Origin of the sequence: Pseudomonas sp. NFACC14, assembly GCF_900106885.1 — a bacterium.
In the GTDB taxonomy this organism is placed as follows: Bacteria; Pseudomonadota; Gammaproteobacteria; order Pseudomonadales; family Pseudomonadaceae; genus Aquipseudomonas; species Aquipseudomonas fluorescens_AA.
The window spans coordinates 138,910-153,374 of record NZ_FNOA01000005.1; the positions used below are offsets into that span (position 1 = coordinate 138,910).

General features: G+C 61.1%; 13 protein-coding genes. 11 read left to right on the forward strand and 2 right to left on the reverse strand.

Features of this window, described 5'->3' with window-relative positions; all coding sequences use genetic code 11:
- Nucleotides 1-38: 38 nt before the first annotated feature.
- The 11 genes from BLU85_RS10755 (at nt 39) to BLU85_RS10805 (ending at nt 12,631) form a co-directional block, all read left to right on the forward strand.
- Nucleotides 39-890 carry an MIP/aquaporin family protein gene (locus BLU85_RS10755; RefSeq protein ID WP_092201535.1) on the forward strand — a complete coding sequence of 284 codons (852 nt, stop codon included), beginning with the start codon at nt 39-41 and terminating at the stop codon, nt 888-890.
- An 86-nt stretch (nt 891-976) separates the two neighbouring features.
- Nucleotides 977-2,482: a glycerol kinase GlpK gene (glpK, locus tag BLU85_RS10760; RefSeq protein ID WP_060740931.1), complete on the forward strand. Its 1,506-nt coding sequence runs from the start codon at nt 977-979 to the stop codon at nt 2,480-2,482.
- An 84-nt stretch (nt 2,483-2,566) separates the two neighbouring features.
- Nucleotides 2,567-3,322, forward strand: a complete 756-nt coding sequence (locus BLU85_RS10765) for a DeoR/GlpR family transcriptional regulator (protein ID WP_092201533.1) — start codon at nt 2,567-2,569, stop codon at nt 3,320-3,322.
- A 324-nt stretch (nt 3,323-3,646) separates the two neighbouring features.
- Nucleotides 3,647-5,185: a glycerol-3-phosphate dehydrogenase gene (gene glpD / locus BLU85_RS10770; protein ID WP_092201532.1), complete on the forward strand. Its 1,539-nt coding sequence runs from the start codon at nt 3,647-3,649 to the stop codon at nt 5,183-5,185.
- A gap of 449 nt (nt 5,186-5,634) precedes the next feature.
- Nucleotides 5,635-6,549 (forward strand): glutamate/aspartate ABC transporter substrate-binding protein, encoded by a 915-nt coding sequence (locus BLU85_RS10775; protein WP_092201530.1) that lies wholly within the window; start codon nt 5,635-5,637, stop codon nt 6,547-6,549.
- A 191-nt stretch (nt 6,550-6,740) separates the two neighbouring features.
- Entirely contained in the window at nt 6,741-7,487 is a 747-nt protein-coding gene (locus BLU85_RS10780) for an amino acid ABC transporter permease (protein ID WP_092201528.1), read from the forward strand.
- Entirely contained in the window at nt 7,487-8,158 is a 672-nt protein-coding gene (locus BLU85_RS10785; RefSeq protein WP_092201526.1) for an amino acid ABC transporter permease, read from the forward strand. Before BLU85_RS10780 ends, BLU85_RS10785 begins: the two co-directional genes overlap by 1 nt.
- On the forward strand, nt 8,155-8,889 hold the full coding sequence (locus BLU85_RS10790; RefSeq protein ID WP_092201524.1) for an amino acid ABC transporter ATP-binding protein: 735 nt from the start codon (nt 8,155-8,157) through the stop codon (nt 8,887-8,889). Before BLU85_RS10785 ends, BLU85_RS10790 begins: the two co-directional genes overlap by 4 nt.
- A 161-nt stretch (nt 8,890-9,050) precedes the next feature.
- A complete protein-coding gene (locus tag BLU85_RS10795; RefSeq protein ID WP_092201522.1) occupies nt 9,051-10,952 on the forward strand; it encodes a two-component sensor histidine kinase AauS in 1,902 nt (633 codons plus the stop codon).
- A complete protein-coding gene (locus BLU85_RS10800; protein WP_092201520.1) occupies nt 10,949-12,277 on the forward strand; it encodes a two-component response regulator AauR in 1,329 nt (442 codons plus the stop codon). Before BLU85_RS10795 ends, BLU85_RS10800 begins: the two co-directional genes overlap by 4 nt.
- A 24-nt stretch (nt 12,278-12,301) precedes the next feature.
- Nucleotides 12,302-12,631, forward strand: a complete 330-nt coding sequence (locus BLU85_RS10805; RefSeq protein WP_170842284.1) for a GlpM family protein — start codon at nt 12,302-12,304, stop codon at nt 12,629-12,631.
- A gap of 121 nt (nt 12,632-12,752) precedes the next feature.
- Here the strand turns inward: BLU85_RS10805 and BLU85_RS10810 are convergent, their stop codons facing one another.
- Nucleotides 12,753-13,367, reverse strand: coding sequence for an NAD(P)-dependent oxidoreductase (locus BLU85_RS10810; protein WP_092201518.1), 615 nt, complete (start codon nt 13,365-13,367; stop codon nt 12,753-12,755).
- A gap of 201 nt (nt 13,368-13,568) precedes the next feature.
- The gene (locus BLU85_RS10815) at nt 13,569-14,447 is read right to left on the reverse strand and encodes an MBL fold metallo-hydrolase (protein ID WP_092201516.1); all 879 of its coding nucleotides are present in this window, start codon (nt 14,445-14,447) and stop codon (nt 13,569-13,571) included.
- Between the last annotated feature and the right edge of the window lie 18 nt (nt 14,448-14,465).

A 14,465-nucleotide genomic window follows, 5' to 3' on the forward strand; every position in this document is an offset into this window, starting at 1 on the left:
CTGAACGCGCTGCAAAACAACAAAAAACCGAGGTTTGAATGACAACTGCTTTACAACAGCCGTCCCTGTCCAGCCAATGCCTGGCGGAATTCCTGGGAACTGGCCTGCTGATTTTTTTCGGCACTGGTTGCGTCGCGGCGCTCAAGGTCGCGGGTGCGAGCTTCGGTTTGTGGGAAATCAGCCTCATCTGGGGCGTCGGCGTCAGCATGGCGATCTATCTGAGCGCAGGCATTTCCGGCGCCCACCTCAACCCCGCCGTCAGCATCGCCCTGTGCATGTTCACCGACTTCGAAAAGCGCAAGCTGCCTTTCTATATAGCGTCCCAAGTGACCGGCGCTTTCTGCGGCGCTCTTCTGGTCTACACGCTGTACAGCAATCTATTCTTCGATTTCGAACAGTCCCGGCACATGGTTCGCGGCACCGAAATGAGCCTCGAACTGGCTTCGGTGTTCTCCACCTACCCGCACGCGGCACTCTCCACTGGCCAAGCCTTCCTCGTGGAAGCGATCATCACCGCCATCCTGATGGGGGTGATCATGTCCTTGACCGATGACAACAACGGTTTGCCCCGTGGCCCACTGGCGCCGTTGCTGATCGGCCTGCTGATTGCCGTGATCGGCAGCTCCATGGGGCCGCTGACAGGCTTTGCGATGAACCCGGCGCGGGACTTCGGTCCTAAACTGATGACATTCTTCGCAGGCTGGGGTGAAATTTCCCTCACGGGTGGACGCGACATCCCGTACTTCCTGGTTCCGATTTTTGCGCCGATCGTGGGTGCGTGCCTCGGTGCCGCGGCCTATCGCGGGTTGATTGCCCGCCACCTGCCCAGCGCCATGACAGCGACAAAGGATGCAGAACCGGCCATTGACGGCAAGCCCAGAACATCCTGAAACAGTCGGCGCAGGCCCTGCCATTCGAAGCCTGCGCCGTGGCTTCTTTTTACGTCTCCCTTTATGAAAGACCCGAGGCAATCGACATGACCGATATCCAGAACAAGAACTACATCATTGCCCTCGACCAGGGTACGACCAGCTCGCGCGCGATCATCTTCGACCGTGATGCCAATGTGGTCTGCACCGCCCAACGCGAATTCGCCCAGCACTACCCGCAGGCCGGCTGGGTCGAACACGACCCGATGGAAATCTTCGCCACCCAGAGCGCGGTCATGGTCGAAGCCCTGGCCCAGGCCGGCCTGCACCATGACCAGGTGGCCGCCATCGGCATCACCAACCAGCGGGAGACCACCGTGGTCTGGGACAAGACCACCGGCCGGCCGATCTACAACGCCATCGTCTGGCAGTGCCGCCGCAGCACAGAGATCTGCCAACAGCTCAAGCGCGACGGCCACGAGCAATACATCAGCCAGACCACCGGCCTGGTCACCGACCCGTACTTCTCCGGCACCAAGCTCAAGTGGATCCTGGACAACGTCGAAGGCAGCCGCGAGCGTGCGCGTAACGGTGAGCTGCTGTTCGGCACGGTCGATAGCTGGCTGATCTGGAAATTCACCGGTGGCAAGGTCCACGTCACCGACTACACCAACGCCTCGCGCACCCTGCTCTTCAACATTCACTCGTTGGAATGGGACGCGAAGATGCTGGAGATCCTCGACATCCCCCGGGAAATGCTCCCGGAAGTGAAGTCGTCCTCGGAAATCTATGGCCGCACCAAAAGCGGTATCGCCATCGGCGGCATCGCTGGCGACCAGCAGGCAGCTCTGTTCGGGCAGATGTGCGTGGAGCCGGGGCAGGCGAAAAACACCTACGGCACCGGCTGCTTCCTGCTGATGAACACCGGGAAAAAGGCCGTGAAATCCAATCACGGCATGCTCACCACCATCGCCTGCGGCCCCCGTGGCGAAGTGGCCTACGCCCTGGAAGGCGCTGTATTCAACGGCGGCTCCACCGTCCAGTGGCTGCGCGATGAACTGAAGATCATCAACGACGCCCTGGATACCGAATACTTTGCCAACAAGGTCAAGGACAGCAACGGTGTGTACCTGGTGCCCGCCTTCACCGGCCTGGGCGCGCCGTATTGGGACCCCTATGCCCGTGGTGCGCTGTTTGGCCTGACCCGCGGCGTACGGGTCGATCACATCATTCGCGCAGCACTGGAGTCGATTGCCTACCAGACCCGCGACGTGCTCGACGCCATGCAACAGGATTCGGGTGAACGCCTCAGGGCCCTGCGCGTCGACGGTGGCGCGGTGGCGAACAACTTCCTGATGCAGTTCCAGGCCGACATCCTCGGCACCCAGGTCGAGCGGCCGAAAATGCGTGAAACCACGGCCCTGGGTGCGGCGTACCTGGCCGGCCTGGCGTGCGGCTTCTGGGGCAGCCTGGAAGAACTGCGCGGCAAAGCGGTGATCGAGCGCGAATTCGAACCGCAACTGGACGAGGCGGCGAAAGAAAAACTCTATGCCGGCTGGCAGAAAGCGGTCAGCCGCACCCGCGATTGGGAACCCCACGAAGACGCTGAATAAGCCTGATAAGGTTCTGAAACTGGTCGGGATCGGATTCCTGCGGCATCATGGGCAAATTTTGTACGGCAGCCCAAAGGAAGCCCCATGAATCTGCCTCCCCGCCAGCAGCAAATCCTCGAACTGGTCCGCGAACGCGGCTATGTCAGCATCGAGGAAATGGCGCAGTTATTCGTCGTCACCCCGCAAACCATTCGCCGCGACATCAACCAACTGGCGGAAGTGAACCTGCTGCGCCGCTACCACGGCGGCGCCGCCTACGATTCAAGCGTGGAAAACACTGCCTATGCCATGCGCGCCGACCAGATGCGCGACGAAAAGCAACGCATCGCCGAAGCCATCGCCGCCCAGATCCCCGATCACGCCTCGCTGTTCATCAACATCGGCACCACCACCGAATCCATCGCCCGGGCCCTGCTCAATCACAACCACCTGAAGGTCATCACCAACAACCTGCACGTGGCTTCGATCCTCAGCGCCAAGGACGACTTCGAAGTCCTGATCGCCGGCGGCAACGTACGGCGTGACGGCGGCGTGGTGGGCCAGGCCAGCGTCGACTTCATCAACCAGTTCAAGGTCGACTTCGCCCTGGTGGGCATCAGCGGGATCGACGAAGACGGCAGCCTGTTGGACTTCGACTACCAGGAAGTGCGGGTTTCCCAAGCCATCATCGCCAACGCCCGGCAAGTGCTGTTGGCGGCGGACTCCAGCAAGTTCGGACGCAATGCCATGGTCCGCCTGGGCCCCATCAGTCTGATCGATTGCCTGGTGACCGACCAGCAACCGGTGCCGACCCTGGCGCAGCTGTTGAGCCAGCACAAGATTCGGCTGGAGGTGGTCTGACGCCCTTCCGGTCCTCTGTGGCGAGGGGATTTATCCCGCTGGGTTGCGCAGCAACCCCAACACAGTCACTTAATTTGCCTGATACACCGAGTCGCCGGAGTCTAGGGTTGCTTCGCAACCCAACGGGGATAAATCCCCTCGCCACAGATGCCTTCCTATCTGCCTCAAGCTGTCTTCGTGTTCGAAAATTTTCCTTTCAGCTTCTTTTGATCAGTATTTTCAATCAAAGACGGCTGGCTGTTGCTGTCTTTATGGGCTAGTATTTTCGCAAATGAACATTTATGTTCGAATTCAAATATTGCGAAAAGAACCCGAGGCCAGCCGATGCCCACTTCTACCTTGCCTACGCCCCCTCTCGCCGAGATCTATGACGTCGCCGTCATTGGTGGCGGTATCAATGGCGTGGGGATTGCCGCGGACGCTGCCGGTCGCGGTCTTTCGGTGTTCCTTTGCGAAAAGGACGACCTGGCCAGCCATACCTCGTCGGCCAGCAGCAAGCTGATCCACGGTGGCCTGCGCTACCTTGAACATTATGAATTCCGCCTGGTGCGCGAAGCGCTGGCCGAACGCGAAGTGCTGCTGACCAAGGCCCCGCACATCGTCAAGCAAATGCGCTTCGTGCTGCCCCACCGCCCGCACCTGCGTCCGGCCTGGATGATTCGCGCCGGCCTGTTCCTCTACGATCACCTGGGCAAACGTGAACAGCTCGCCGGCTCCAAAAGTTTGAAGTTCGGTGCCGACAGCGCGCTGAAAAGTGAGATAACCAAGGGCTTCGAATACTCCGACTGCTGGGTCGATGACGCGCGCCTGGTGGTGCTCAACGCCATGGCCGCCCGGGAAAAAGGCGCTCACGTCCATACCCGCACCCGCTGTGTGAACGCCCGCCGCAGCAAAGGCCTGTGGCACTTGCATCTGGAACGTGCCGACGGCAGCCTGTTTTCGATCCGCGCCAAGGCGCTGGTCAATGCCGCCGGCCCATGGGTCGCCAAATTCATTCGCGATGACCTGAAGCTGGAATCGCCCTACGGCATTCGCCTGATCCAGGGCAGCCACCTGATCGTGCCGAAACTCTACGAAGGCGAGCATGCGCACATTCTGCAAAACGAAGATCAGCGCATTGTGTTCACCATTCCGTACCTGAACCAGTTCACCCTGATCGGTACGACGGATCGCGAATACAGCGGCGATCCGGCCAACGTGGCGATTACCGAAGGCGAAACCGATTACCTGCTGAAGGTGGTCAACGCCCACTTCAAGAAGCAGATCAACCGCGACGATATCCTGCACAGCTATTCCGGCGTACGTCCGCTGTGCAATGACGAATCCGACAACCCATCGGCCGTCACCCGGGACTACACCCTGGCGCTTTCCGGTGGTGGCGAAGAAGCGCCCTTGCTGTCGGTGTTCGGCGGCAAGCTGACCACTTATCGCAAACTGGCCGAATCGGCCATGGCGCAACTGGCGCCCTACTTCACGCAGATGCGCGGAAGCTGGACCGCCGTAGAGGCCCTTCCCGGCGGCGAAAACATGACCACCCCGCAAGCGCTGTGCTCGGCGTTGCGTGACAAGTTCGACTGGCTGCCGACCGACATCGCCCGCCGCTGGGCCACCACTTATGGCAGCCGTACCTGGCGCATGCTCGAAGGCGTGCATGACCTGAGCGACCTGGGCGAACACCTTGGCGCCGGCCTCTATACCCGCGAAGTCGATTATCTGTGCAGCGACGAATGGGCCGTCGATGCCCAGGACGTCTTGTGGCGCCGCAGCAAGCTGGGCTTGTTCACCACCCCGGCCGAGCAGGAGAAGCTGCGGCAGTACCTGGATAAAGTCGAGCACAACCGTCGCAAGATCGAAGCGGCCTGACCAATACCCCGCAACCCCCAAAGCCCCTGAATCCAGCGATTCAGGGGCTTTTTTGCTATCTGGCGTCCACCGCTGCCCCCTGTGGGAGCGAGCTTGCTCGCGATGAGGCCAGCACATTCAGTCTCTATGGAACTGACACACCGCTATCGCGAGCAAGCTCGCTCCCACAATGGATTGGGGACAGCTCAAAGCCATTCGGTTTTCCGAACACGACCCGCCAGTCAGTTCGGCTAACCGGATAAAGCAGCCGGCATAAAACCTGACACAACACATCAATAACCATTTAAAACAACAAGTTAAACAGACTGGCCTGGCCTGGCACGAGTCATGCTCTACACTTCTGGAGACGAATGCCTGCACGCCAACACACCAGGAGCTGCCAGGCATCTCGAAGTACTCAGGGCCGACGAACCGGCCGAAATAAAAAAAACAATGTCGAGGAAACATCGATGCGTATCGTTCCCCATCTCCTGGGCGCAGCCATTGCTGCCGCTCTGATCAGCACTCCGGTTTTCGCAGCCGAACTGACCGGCACACTGAAAAAGATCAAAGAGTCCGGCGTCATTACGCTTGGGCATCGCGACGCTTCCATTCCGTTCTCCTACATCGCGGACGCTTCCGGCAAGCCGGTCGGCTACTCCCACGACATCCAGCTGAAAGTCGTCGAAGCGATCAAGAAAGACCTGGACCTGCCCGACCTGCAGGTCAAGTACAACCTGGTCACCTCGCAAACCCGTATCCCGCTGGTGCAGAACGGCACCGTGGACCTGGAATGCGGCTCCACCACCAACAACGTCGAGCGTCAGCAGCAGGTTGACTTCTCCGTTGGCATCTTCGAGATCGGCACTCGGCTGCTGACCAAGAAAGATTCCAAGTACAAGGATTTCGACGACCTCAAGGGCAAGAACGTCGTGACCACCGCCGGCACCACGTCCGAGCGCCTCCTCAAGTCCATGAACGCCGACAAGCAAATGGGCATGAACGTCATCTCCGCCAAGGACCATGGCGAGTCCTTCCAGATGCTCGAAGGCGGCCGTGCCGTCGCTTTCATGATGGACGATGCACTGCTGGCCGGCGAAGCCGCCAAGGCCAAGAAAGCCGACGACTGGGCCGTGACCGGTACACCACAGTCCTACGAAATCTACGGCTGCATGATGCGCAAGGGCGACGAGCCGTTCAAAAAGGCTGTGGATGACGCCATCAAGGCCACCTACGCTTCGGGCGAGATCAACAAGATCTACGAAAAATGGTTCATGCAGCCTATCCCGCCAAAAGGCCTGAACCTGAACTTCCCGATGAGCGACGAGCTCAAGGCACTGATCGCCAATCCGACCGATAAAGCGGCTGACGACAAGAAATCCTGATTTCTGACTAACCTTATCTCCTGAAGGGGCCCGGCCCTTTCAGGGGATGGTCACTCCCTGCTGGCAAATTTGGAAAACACTCGAACCGGCGGCTATCGAGCCGATCTTGTGTGCCTGGCTACCCAGCCAGGCGGGAACGGAGCTTCCCCAGGCGGGCACTTGTATCTCGAACGATCTGAGGGGAGACCCTAATGAATTACAACTGGGACTGGGGCGTGTTCTTCAAGTCCACCGGCGTGGGCAGCGAGATTTATCTCGACTGGTACCTGGCCGGCCTGGGCTGGACCATCGCCATCGCCGTCGTGGCCTGGATCATCGCCCTGCTGCTGGGCTCGGTACTCGGCGTGATGCGCACCGTACCGAACCGGCTGGTGTCGGGGATCGCCACCTGCTACGTGGAACTCTTCCGTAATGTGCCACTGCTGGTTCAACTGTTCATCTGGTACTTCCTCGTGCCGGACCTGCTGCCCGCCGATATGCAGGAGTGGTACAAGCAGGACCTGAACCCGACCACCTCGGCCTACCTGAGCGTCGTCGTGTGCCTGGGCCTGTTCACCGCCGCCCGGGTCTGCGAACAGGTTCGCACCGGCATCCAGGCACTGCCGCGTGGCCAGGAGTCCGCTGCCCGGGCCATGGGCTTCAAGCTGCCGCAGATCTACTGGAACGTGCTGTTGCCCCAGGCCTACCGGATCATCATTCCGCCGCTTACTTCGGAATTTCTCAACGTCTTCAAGAACTCCTCCGTGGCGTCGCTGATCGGGCTGATGGAGCTGCTTGCGCAGACCAAGCAGACCGCCGAGTTCTCCGCCAACCTGTTCGAAGCCTTCACCCTGGCGACGCTGATCTACTTCACCCTGAACATGAGCCTGATGCTGCTCATGCGCATGGTCGAGAAGAAAGTCGCGGTGCCCGGCCTGATCTCCGTGGGGGGTAAATGATGGAATTCGATTTCACTGGCGTCATACCGGCCATTCCCGGCTTGTGGAACGGCATGGTCATGACCCTCAAGCTGATGGCCATGGGCGTGGTTGGCGGGATCATCCTGGGGACGATCCTGGCGCTGATGCGCCTGTCCCACAACAAGCTGGTGTCCAATATCGCCGGCGCCTACGTCAACTATTTCCGCTCGATTCCGCTGCTGCTGGTCATCACCTGGTTCTACCTGGCGGTGCCGTTCGTGCTGCGCTGGATCACCGGCGAAGACACGCCGATCGGTGCGTTCGGCTCCTGCGTCGTCGCGTTCATGATGTTCGAGGCGGCGTACTTCTGCGAAATCGTGCGGGCCGGCGTGCAGTCGATCCCCAAGGGCCAGATGGGCGCGGCACAGGCACTGGGCATGAACTATGGCCAGACCATGCGCCTGATCATCCTGCCCCAGGCGTTTCGCAAGATGACCCCGCTGCTGCTGCAACAGAGCATCATCCTGTTTCAGGACACCTCGCTGGTCTACACGGTCGGCCTGGTGGACTTCCTCAATGCTTCGCGGGCCAATGGCGACATCATCGGCCGCTCCAATGAGTTCCTGATCATCGCAGGTCTCGTGTACTTCACAATCAGCTTTGCCGCCTCGCTGCTGGTCAAGCGTCTGCAAAAAAGGTTCGCCGTATGATCTCTATCAAGAACATCAACAAGTGGTATGGGGACTTCCAGGTACTGACCAATTGCAGCACCGAGGTCAGCAAGGGTGAGGTTGTGGTGGTGTGCGGGCCATCGGGTTCGGGCAAATCCACGCTGATCAAATGCGTGAACGCCCTGGAGCCGTTCCAGAAAGGCGACATCGTGGTCGATGGCACCTCCATCGCCGACCCGAAGACCAACCTGCCGCAACTGCGTTCGCGGGTGGGCATGGTGTTCCAGCATTTCGAACTGTTCCCGCACCTGACCATCACCGAAAACCTGACCATCGCGCAGATCAAGGTGCTGGGCCGCAGCAAGGAAGAAGCCACCAAGAAAGGCCTGCAACTGCTCGAGCGGGTCGGCCTCTCGGCCCACGCCCACAAGCACCCGGGCCAGCTCTCCGGCGGCCAGCAGCAACGCGTGGCGATTGCCCGTGCCCTGGCGATGGACCCGGTGGTGATGCTGTTCGACGAACCGACCTCGGCCCTTGACCCGGAAATGGTCAACGAGGTGCTCGACGTGATGGTGCAACTGGCCCATGAAGGCATGACCATGATGTGCGTGACCCACGAAATGGGCTTCGCCCGCAAAGTGGCGAACCGGGTGATTTTCATGGACCAGGGCCAGATCATCGAAGACTGCAAGAAAGAAGAGTTCTTCGGCGACATCAGTGCCCGCTCCGAACGTGCGCAGCATTTCCTCGAGAAAATCCTGCAGCACTAAACAACACCGCTCCAATCCTGTGGGAGCGAGCTTGCTCGCGATAACAGACTGTCAGTCAACATTATTGTCGGCCGATAAGCAGTCATCGCGAGCAAGCTCGCTCCCACAAGGATCCAGTGTTGGCTTGTCGATTGTGTTGTGGTTGACCCAAGGCTTCTGTGATGAAATGCGACCCCACCCTTTATCGCGCCGCGCCGCCATCACTCGCCGTGAAACCCCGCCTGATCCGCCATCTGTTCCTGCCGCCGCTGGTCATTGCGCTGATGATCGGCCTGGGTTACCTCGGCTTCTGGATCAGCGAGCACTATGGCGTACGTGGCCTCGCCGAGAATGGCGAGCGCCAGTTGGAGCTGCACGCCCGCGCGGTCGAGAGCGAGATCAGCAAGTACACCTACCTGCCCAGCCTGCTGGAGCTTGAATCGAGTGTCTCGCAACTGCTCGACGACCCCACGCCCGAGCATCGCAAGACCGTCAACGAATACCTCGAAGGCCTGAACCGCCGCAGCCGCAGCCGGGCCATCTACGTGATGGACACCACCGGTCGGGTGCTGGCCACCAGCAACTGGCGCGATGTCGACAGTTACCTGGGCGAAGACCTGTCCTTCCGCGCCTATTTCCAGAACGCCGTGCGCGGCCAGCCAGGACGGTTCTACGGCATCGGCAGCACCAATGGCGAACCCGGCTACTACCTGGCCCATGGCCTGGAGCAACAGGGCAAGATCATTGGCGTGGCGGTGGTCAAGGTGCGCCTCGAAGCCATGGAAGAGCGCTGGCAGCGAGCGCGGCTGGAGGCGTTCGTCAGTGACGAGAACGGCATCATCATCCTGTCCAGCGACCCGGCGCGACGGCTCAAGTCGGTGCGCCCCCTGAGCGACGAGACCAAGGAGCGCCTGGCCCGCAGCCTGCAATATTATTGGTTCCCGCTCAATGAACTGGTGCCCCTGGCCCGGGAACGCCTGGCCGAAGGCATGGAGAAGCTGACCTTCCCGGCCAACACCGAACTGGTATCCGACGAACGCGCCATCAGCTACCTGTCGCAGACCCGGCCCTTGAGCGATACCCCGTGGAATTTCACCCTGCTGACGCCGCTTGAAGACCTGCGTCGCCAGGCGATCAACCAAGGCATCCTGGTGGCCGTGGCCTTCGCCCTGGTGGCGTTCCTGCTGATCGCCTGGAATGAACGACGCAAGGTCATCGCCACCCGCCTTGCCGCCCGGGAAGCCTTGCAGGAAGCCAACAACCAGCTCGAGCGTCGGATTACCGAACGCACCACCGACCTGCGCGCCAGCAACGAACGACTCAAGGGCCAGATCCGCGAGCGGCGCCAGGCCGAAGAGACCTTGCGCCGGGCCCAGGACGAACTGGTCCAGGCCGGTAAACTGGCGGCCATCGGCCAGATGTCCACCAGCATCGCTCATGAGCTCAACCAGCCGCTGGCGGCACTGCGCACCTTGTCCGGCAATACCGTGCGCTTCCTGGAGCGCGGCCAGCTGGACATCGCCAGCACCAACCTCAAGACCATCAACGAATTGATCGACCGCATGGGCCGGATCACCGCCAGCCTGCGTGCCTTCGCCCGGCGCGGCGACGACCAGGGCCGGGCGAGCCTGGGCAAGGCCGTCGAGGCCGCATTGCAATTGCTGGGCGGGCGCCTGGAAAACCTGGACATCCAGATCCACAGCGGTTTCGATGACGTCCAATTGCAAATCGACCAGACCCGCCTCGAACAGATCCTGGTGAACCTGATCGGCAACGCCCTGGACGCCATGCAAACGCAACCCGAGCCGAAACTGTGGCTCGACGGCCAGGCCGCCGATGGCAAATATCGCCTTCGGGTGCGGGACAATGGTCACGGCATCGATCCTGAAGCCCGCAAGCATTTGTTTGAACCGTTCTTCACCACCAAGCCTGGCGAACAGGGCCTGGGCCTGGGCCTGACGCTCTCGGCGAGCCTGGCCGCCGCCGCGGGTGGGCACCTGGGCGTCGAGTACCCACTCGAGCGTGGCACTACGTTTGTCCTCAATCTACCGTTGGTCAGCCTTTCACCTGCCGAGCCGCTATGAACCACGACCTGAGCGTACTGATCGTCGAAGACGACCCCCACGTCCTGCTGGGCTGCCAGCAGGCCCTGAGCCTGGAAGACATTCCCTGCATCGGCGTGGGCAGTGCCGAAGAGGCCCTGGAGCGAGTCGACGATGACTTTGCCGGCATCGTCATCAGCGATATTCGGCTGCCGGGCATCGACGGCCTGGAACTGCTGACGCGTCTCAAGGCGCGGGACCGCAGCCTGCCGGTGGTGCTGATCACCGGCCACGGCGACATTTCCATGGCCGTCGGGGCCATGCAAAAAGGCGCCTATGACTTCATGGAGAAACCCTTCTCCCCTGAGCGCCTGGTGGACGTCGCCCGCCGCGCCCTGGAACAGCGCAGCCTGGCCCGGGAAGTGTCATCGCTGCGTCGGCAACTGGCCGAACGCGACTCCCTGGAAGGCCGGATCATTGGCCGCTCGCCGGCCATGCAGCATCTGCGCGCGCTGATCGCCAACGTCGCCGACACCTCGGCCAACGTCCTGATCGAAGGCGAAACCGGCACCGGCAAGGAACTGGTCGCCCGCTGCCTGCATGATTTCAGCCGACGCCACGACAAGCAGTTCGTCGCGCTGAACTGCGGCGGCCTGCCGGAGAACCTGTTCGAAAGCGAGATTTTCGGCCACGAGGCCAACGCCTTCACCGGGGCCGGCAAACGCCGGATCGGCAAGATCGAGCATGCCGATGGCGGCACGCTGTTTCTCGATGAAGTGGAAAGCATGCCCCTGCCCTTGCAGATCAAGTTGCTGCGCGTGTTGCAGGAACGCACCCTCGAACGCCTGGGCTCGAACCAGAGCGTGGCGGTGGATTGCCGGGTGATCGCCGCCACCAAGTCCGACCTGGACGAAATGGGCCGGTCCGGGCAATTTCGCAGCGACCTGTATTACCGCCTCAACGTGGTGACCCTGGAACTGCCGCCCCTGCGCGAGCGGCGCGAAGACATCCTGCAATTGTTCGAGCACTTTCTTCAGCAGTCGTCCCTGCGCTTCGACCGCACGGTGCCGGAGCTGGACAACCAGACCCTGTCGAACCTGATGAGCCACGACTGGCCGGGCAATGTGCGCGAACTGCGCAACGTCGCCGAGCGCTACGCCCTCGGCCTGCCGGCATTCAAGCGGTCTGGTGCCAGCAGCGGCGGCCAGGGCCTGGCCTTCGCCGAAGCGGTGGAAGCGTTCGAGCGCAACCTGCTGGTGGACGCCCTGCAACGCAGCGGCGGCAACCTGACCCAGGCCAGTCAGGAACTGGGTATGGCCAAGACCACGCTGTTCGACAAAGTCAAGAAATATGGCCTGAGCCACTAACCGAATGGTGAACGTGTGGACCTGATTTTCAAGGCGGCGCTGGGTGCAGCCGTGGTGGTCATCCTGGCGATGCTGGCCAAGACCCGGAATTACTACATCGCCGGGCTGGTGCCGCTGTTCCCCACCTTCGCCCTGATCGCCCACTACATCGTTGGCAAAGGCCGCTCGGTGGACGATCTGAAGACCACCATCGTGTTTGGCATGTGGTCGATCATTCCGTACTTCGTCTATCTCGCAACGCTGTACGTCATGGTCGACCGCCTGCGCCTCGAAGCCTCATTGGCCGTGGCAGCCGTCGCCTGGCTGATGGCAGCGACGGTGCTGGTCACCGTCTGGGTGCGGGTGCACGGCTGATCCCTGTAGGAGCTGTCGAGCGAAGCGAGGCTGCGATCTCTTGATCGTTCGCTAGAGACTCAAGTGTCCAAGGAAAGATCGCAGCCTCGCGCTGCTCGACAGCTCCTACAAAACCTACGGCTCAATAACCGACGGTAAACCGCGTCCGCGAAAACTGCGGCGCTTCCACTTCATCGATCATCGCAATGGCGTAGTCGGCGAAGCTGATCCAGCTACGCCCATCGGCGTCGAACAGCAGATGATCCTTGCCGACACGGAACTGGCCCGTGCGCTCGGTTTCCACGAACTCCGCCGAAGGCGAGAGGAAGGTCCAGTCCAGGTCCTGTTCCTTGCGCAGCACATCCAGGAACAATGCACCGGCGCTGGCTTCGGCCAGGTATTCCTCCGGGAAGCCGTCGCTGTCGATCACCCGACTGTTATCCGGCAGCAGCAACGAACCGGCCCCGCCGACCACCAGCAAGCGCTTGACCCCGGCGGCCTTCACCGGTGCGATGACCTTGTCGGCCGGCACGCTGGCAAAGTGCGTGGCACTGATCACCACGTCATGCCCAGCGATGGCGGCGATCAGCGCCTCGCTGTCCAATACGTCCAACTGCTTGCTGACCACTCCGGCCCTTTCGCCGATTTTCGCGGTGTTGCGGGCAATGGCCGTCACGCTGTGACCACGGCGCAGGGCCTCTTCCAACAGTTGGCTACCCGCACGCCCGGTGGCGCCGATGATTGCGATTTTGCTCATGGTGTTCTCCAGTGATTAGCGATATTGAAATACATGCTCTTGTGGCGAGGGGATTTATCCCCGCTGGACTGCGAAGCAGTCCCCTAAATGCATCACATGCCACAGGCCTGATATAACTTGGCCAGCCTTCTTAGGACCGCTTCGCGGCCCAGCGGGGATAAATCCCCTCGCCACAACGGTGCTCTGATCAAAGATCGGTATTCACCACTTCATCTCGCCCTTCGCCACCTTGGCACTGAGCTCCAGGGAGCTGTCTTCACCCAGGTCCGGATAGCGTAGTTTCATGGCACGGATCAGCGCGGCGGAATCCTTGGCCTTGGCGGTTTCTTCGTCGAAAGCCTTGATGTAGCCGGCGGTGAAGCGCACCGGGGCCAGGGAACGGGCGCTTTCGCCCAGGTAATGGCCGGGAATCACAGTGGCCGGTTGCAGCTTTTCGATAGCGTCCAGCGTCGCCAGCCAATCCTTGTGAGACCGCGGCGTCTGGGTATCGGCCATCCACACATGAAGGTTCTCGGCCACCACGACACCGCCAACCACCGCCTTGATCGATGGAATCCACACGAAACTGCGGTCCGGCTGCGGACCATCGAGGCCGACAACCTGCAAGCGCTGGCCTTCCAGGGTCAGGCTGTCGCCCTTGAGCACCTGGGGCACGATGGCTTTGGCCGGCGCATCGGTCTTCAGGATCGGCCCCCAGTATTTCAGTTTGCCGTCCATGGTCTGCTTGATGTGCTCGACAGTCGGCGCCGACGCCAACACCTTGGCTTCAGGGAACGCGGCGGTGAGGGTCTCCAGGCCAAAATAGTAGTCTGGATCGCCATGGCTGATGTAGATCGTGGTCAATCGCTTGCCACTGGCGCGGATTTTTTCCACCACCTCGGCGGCCTGGAATTTGCCAAACTGGGCGTCCACCAGAATCGCCTCTTTTTCACCGCTGACCAACACCGAAGTCACCGGGAAAACCGCCGCCGCGCCAGGGTTGTAGACCTCCAGCGTCAAGTCGGCGGCCCAGCTCTGGGCAGTGAAAGCCAGGGCGGCAGTTGCCAGCAGCAGGCGCTTGAGTGGGATAAAGCCGGTCATGTGTGCTCCGTTGTCGAA

Coding starts and splice junctions, on each gene's coding strand:
- BLU85_RS10810 (WP_092201518.1), bottom strand. CDS start 13,367: ATGAGCAAAATCGCAATCATCGGCGCCACCGGGCGTGCGGGTAGCCAA.
- BLU85_RS10785 (WP_092201526.1), top strand. CDS start 7,487: ATGGAATTCGATTTCACTGGCGTCATACCGGCCATTCCCGGCTTGTGG.
- glpK (WP_060740931.1), top strand. CDS start 977: ATGACCGATATCCAGAACAAGAACTACATCATTGCCCTCGACCAGGGT.
- BLU85_RS10795 (WP_092201522.1), top strand. CDS start 9,051: ATGAAATGCGACCCCACCCTTTATCGCGCCGCGCCGCCATCACTCGCC.
- BLU85_RS10765 (WP_092201533.1), top strand. CDS start 2,567: ATGAATCTGCCTCCCCGCCAGCAGCAAATCCTCGAACTGGTCCGCGAA.
- BLU85_RS10790 (WP_092201524.1), top strand. CDS start 8,155: ATGATCTCTATCAAGAACATCAACAAGTGGTATGGGGACTTCCAGGTA.
- BLU85_RS10815 (WP_092201516.1), bottom strand. CDS start 14,447: ATGACCGGCTTTATCCCACTCAAGCGCCTGCTGCTGGCAACTGCCGCC.
- BLU85_RS10755 (WP_092201535.1), top strand. CDS start 39: ATGACAACTGCTTTACAACAGCCGTCCCTGTCCAGCCAATGCCTGGCG.
- BLU85_RS10780 (WP_092201528.1), top strand. CDS start 6,741: ATGAATTACAACTGGGACTGGGGCGTGTTCTTCAAGTCCACCGGCGTG.
- BLU85_RS10800 (WP_092201520.1), top strand. CDS start 10,949: ATGAACCACGACCTGAGCGTACTGATCGTCGAAGACGACCCCCACGTC.
- BLU85_RS10775 (WP_092201530.1), top strand. CDS start 5,635: ATGCGTATCGTTCCCCATCTCCTGGGCGCAGCCATTGCTGCCGCTCTG.
- glpD (WP_092201532.1), top strand. CDS start 3,647: ATGCCCACTTCTACCTTGCCTACGCCCCCTCTCGCCGAGATCTATGAC.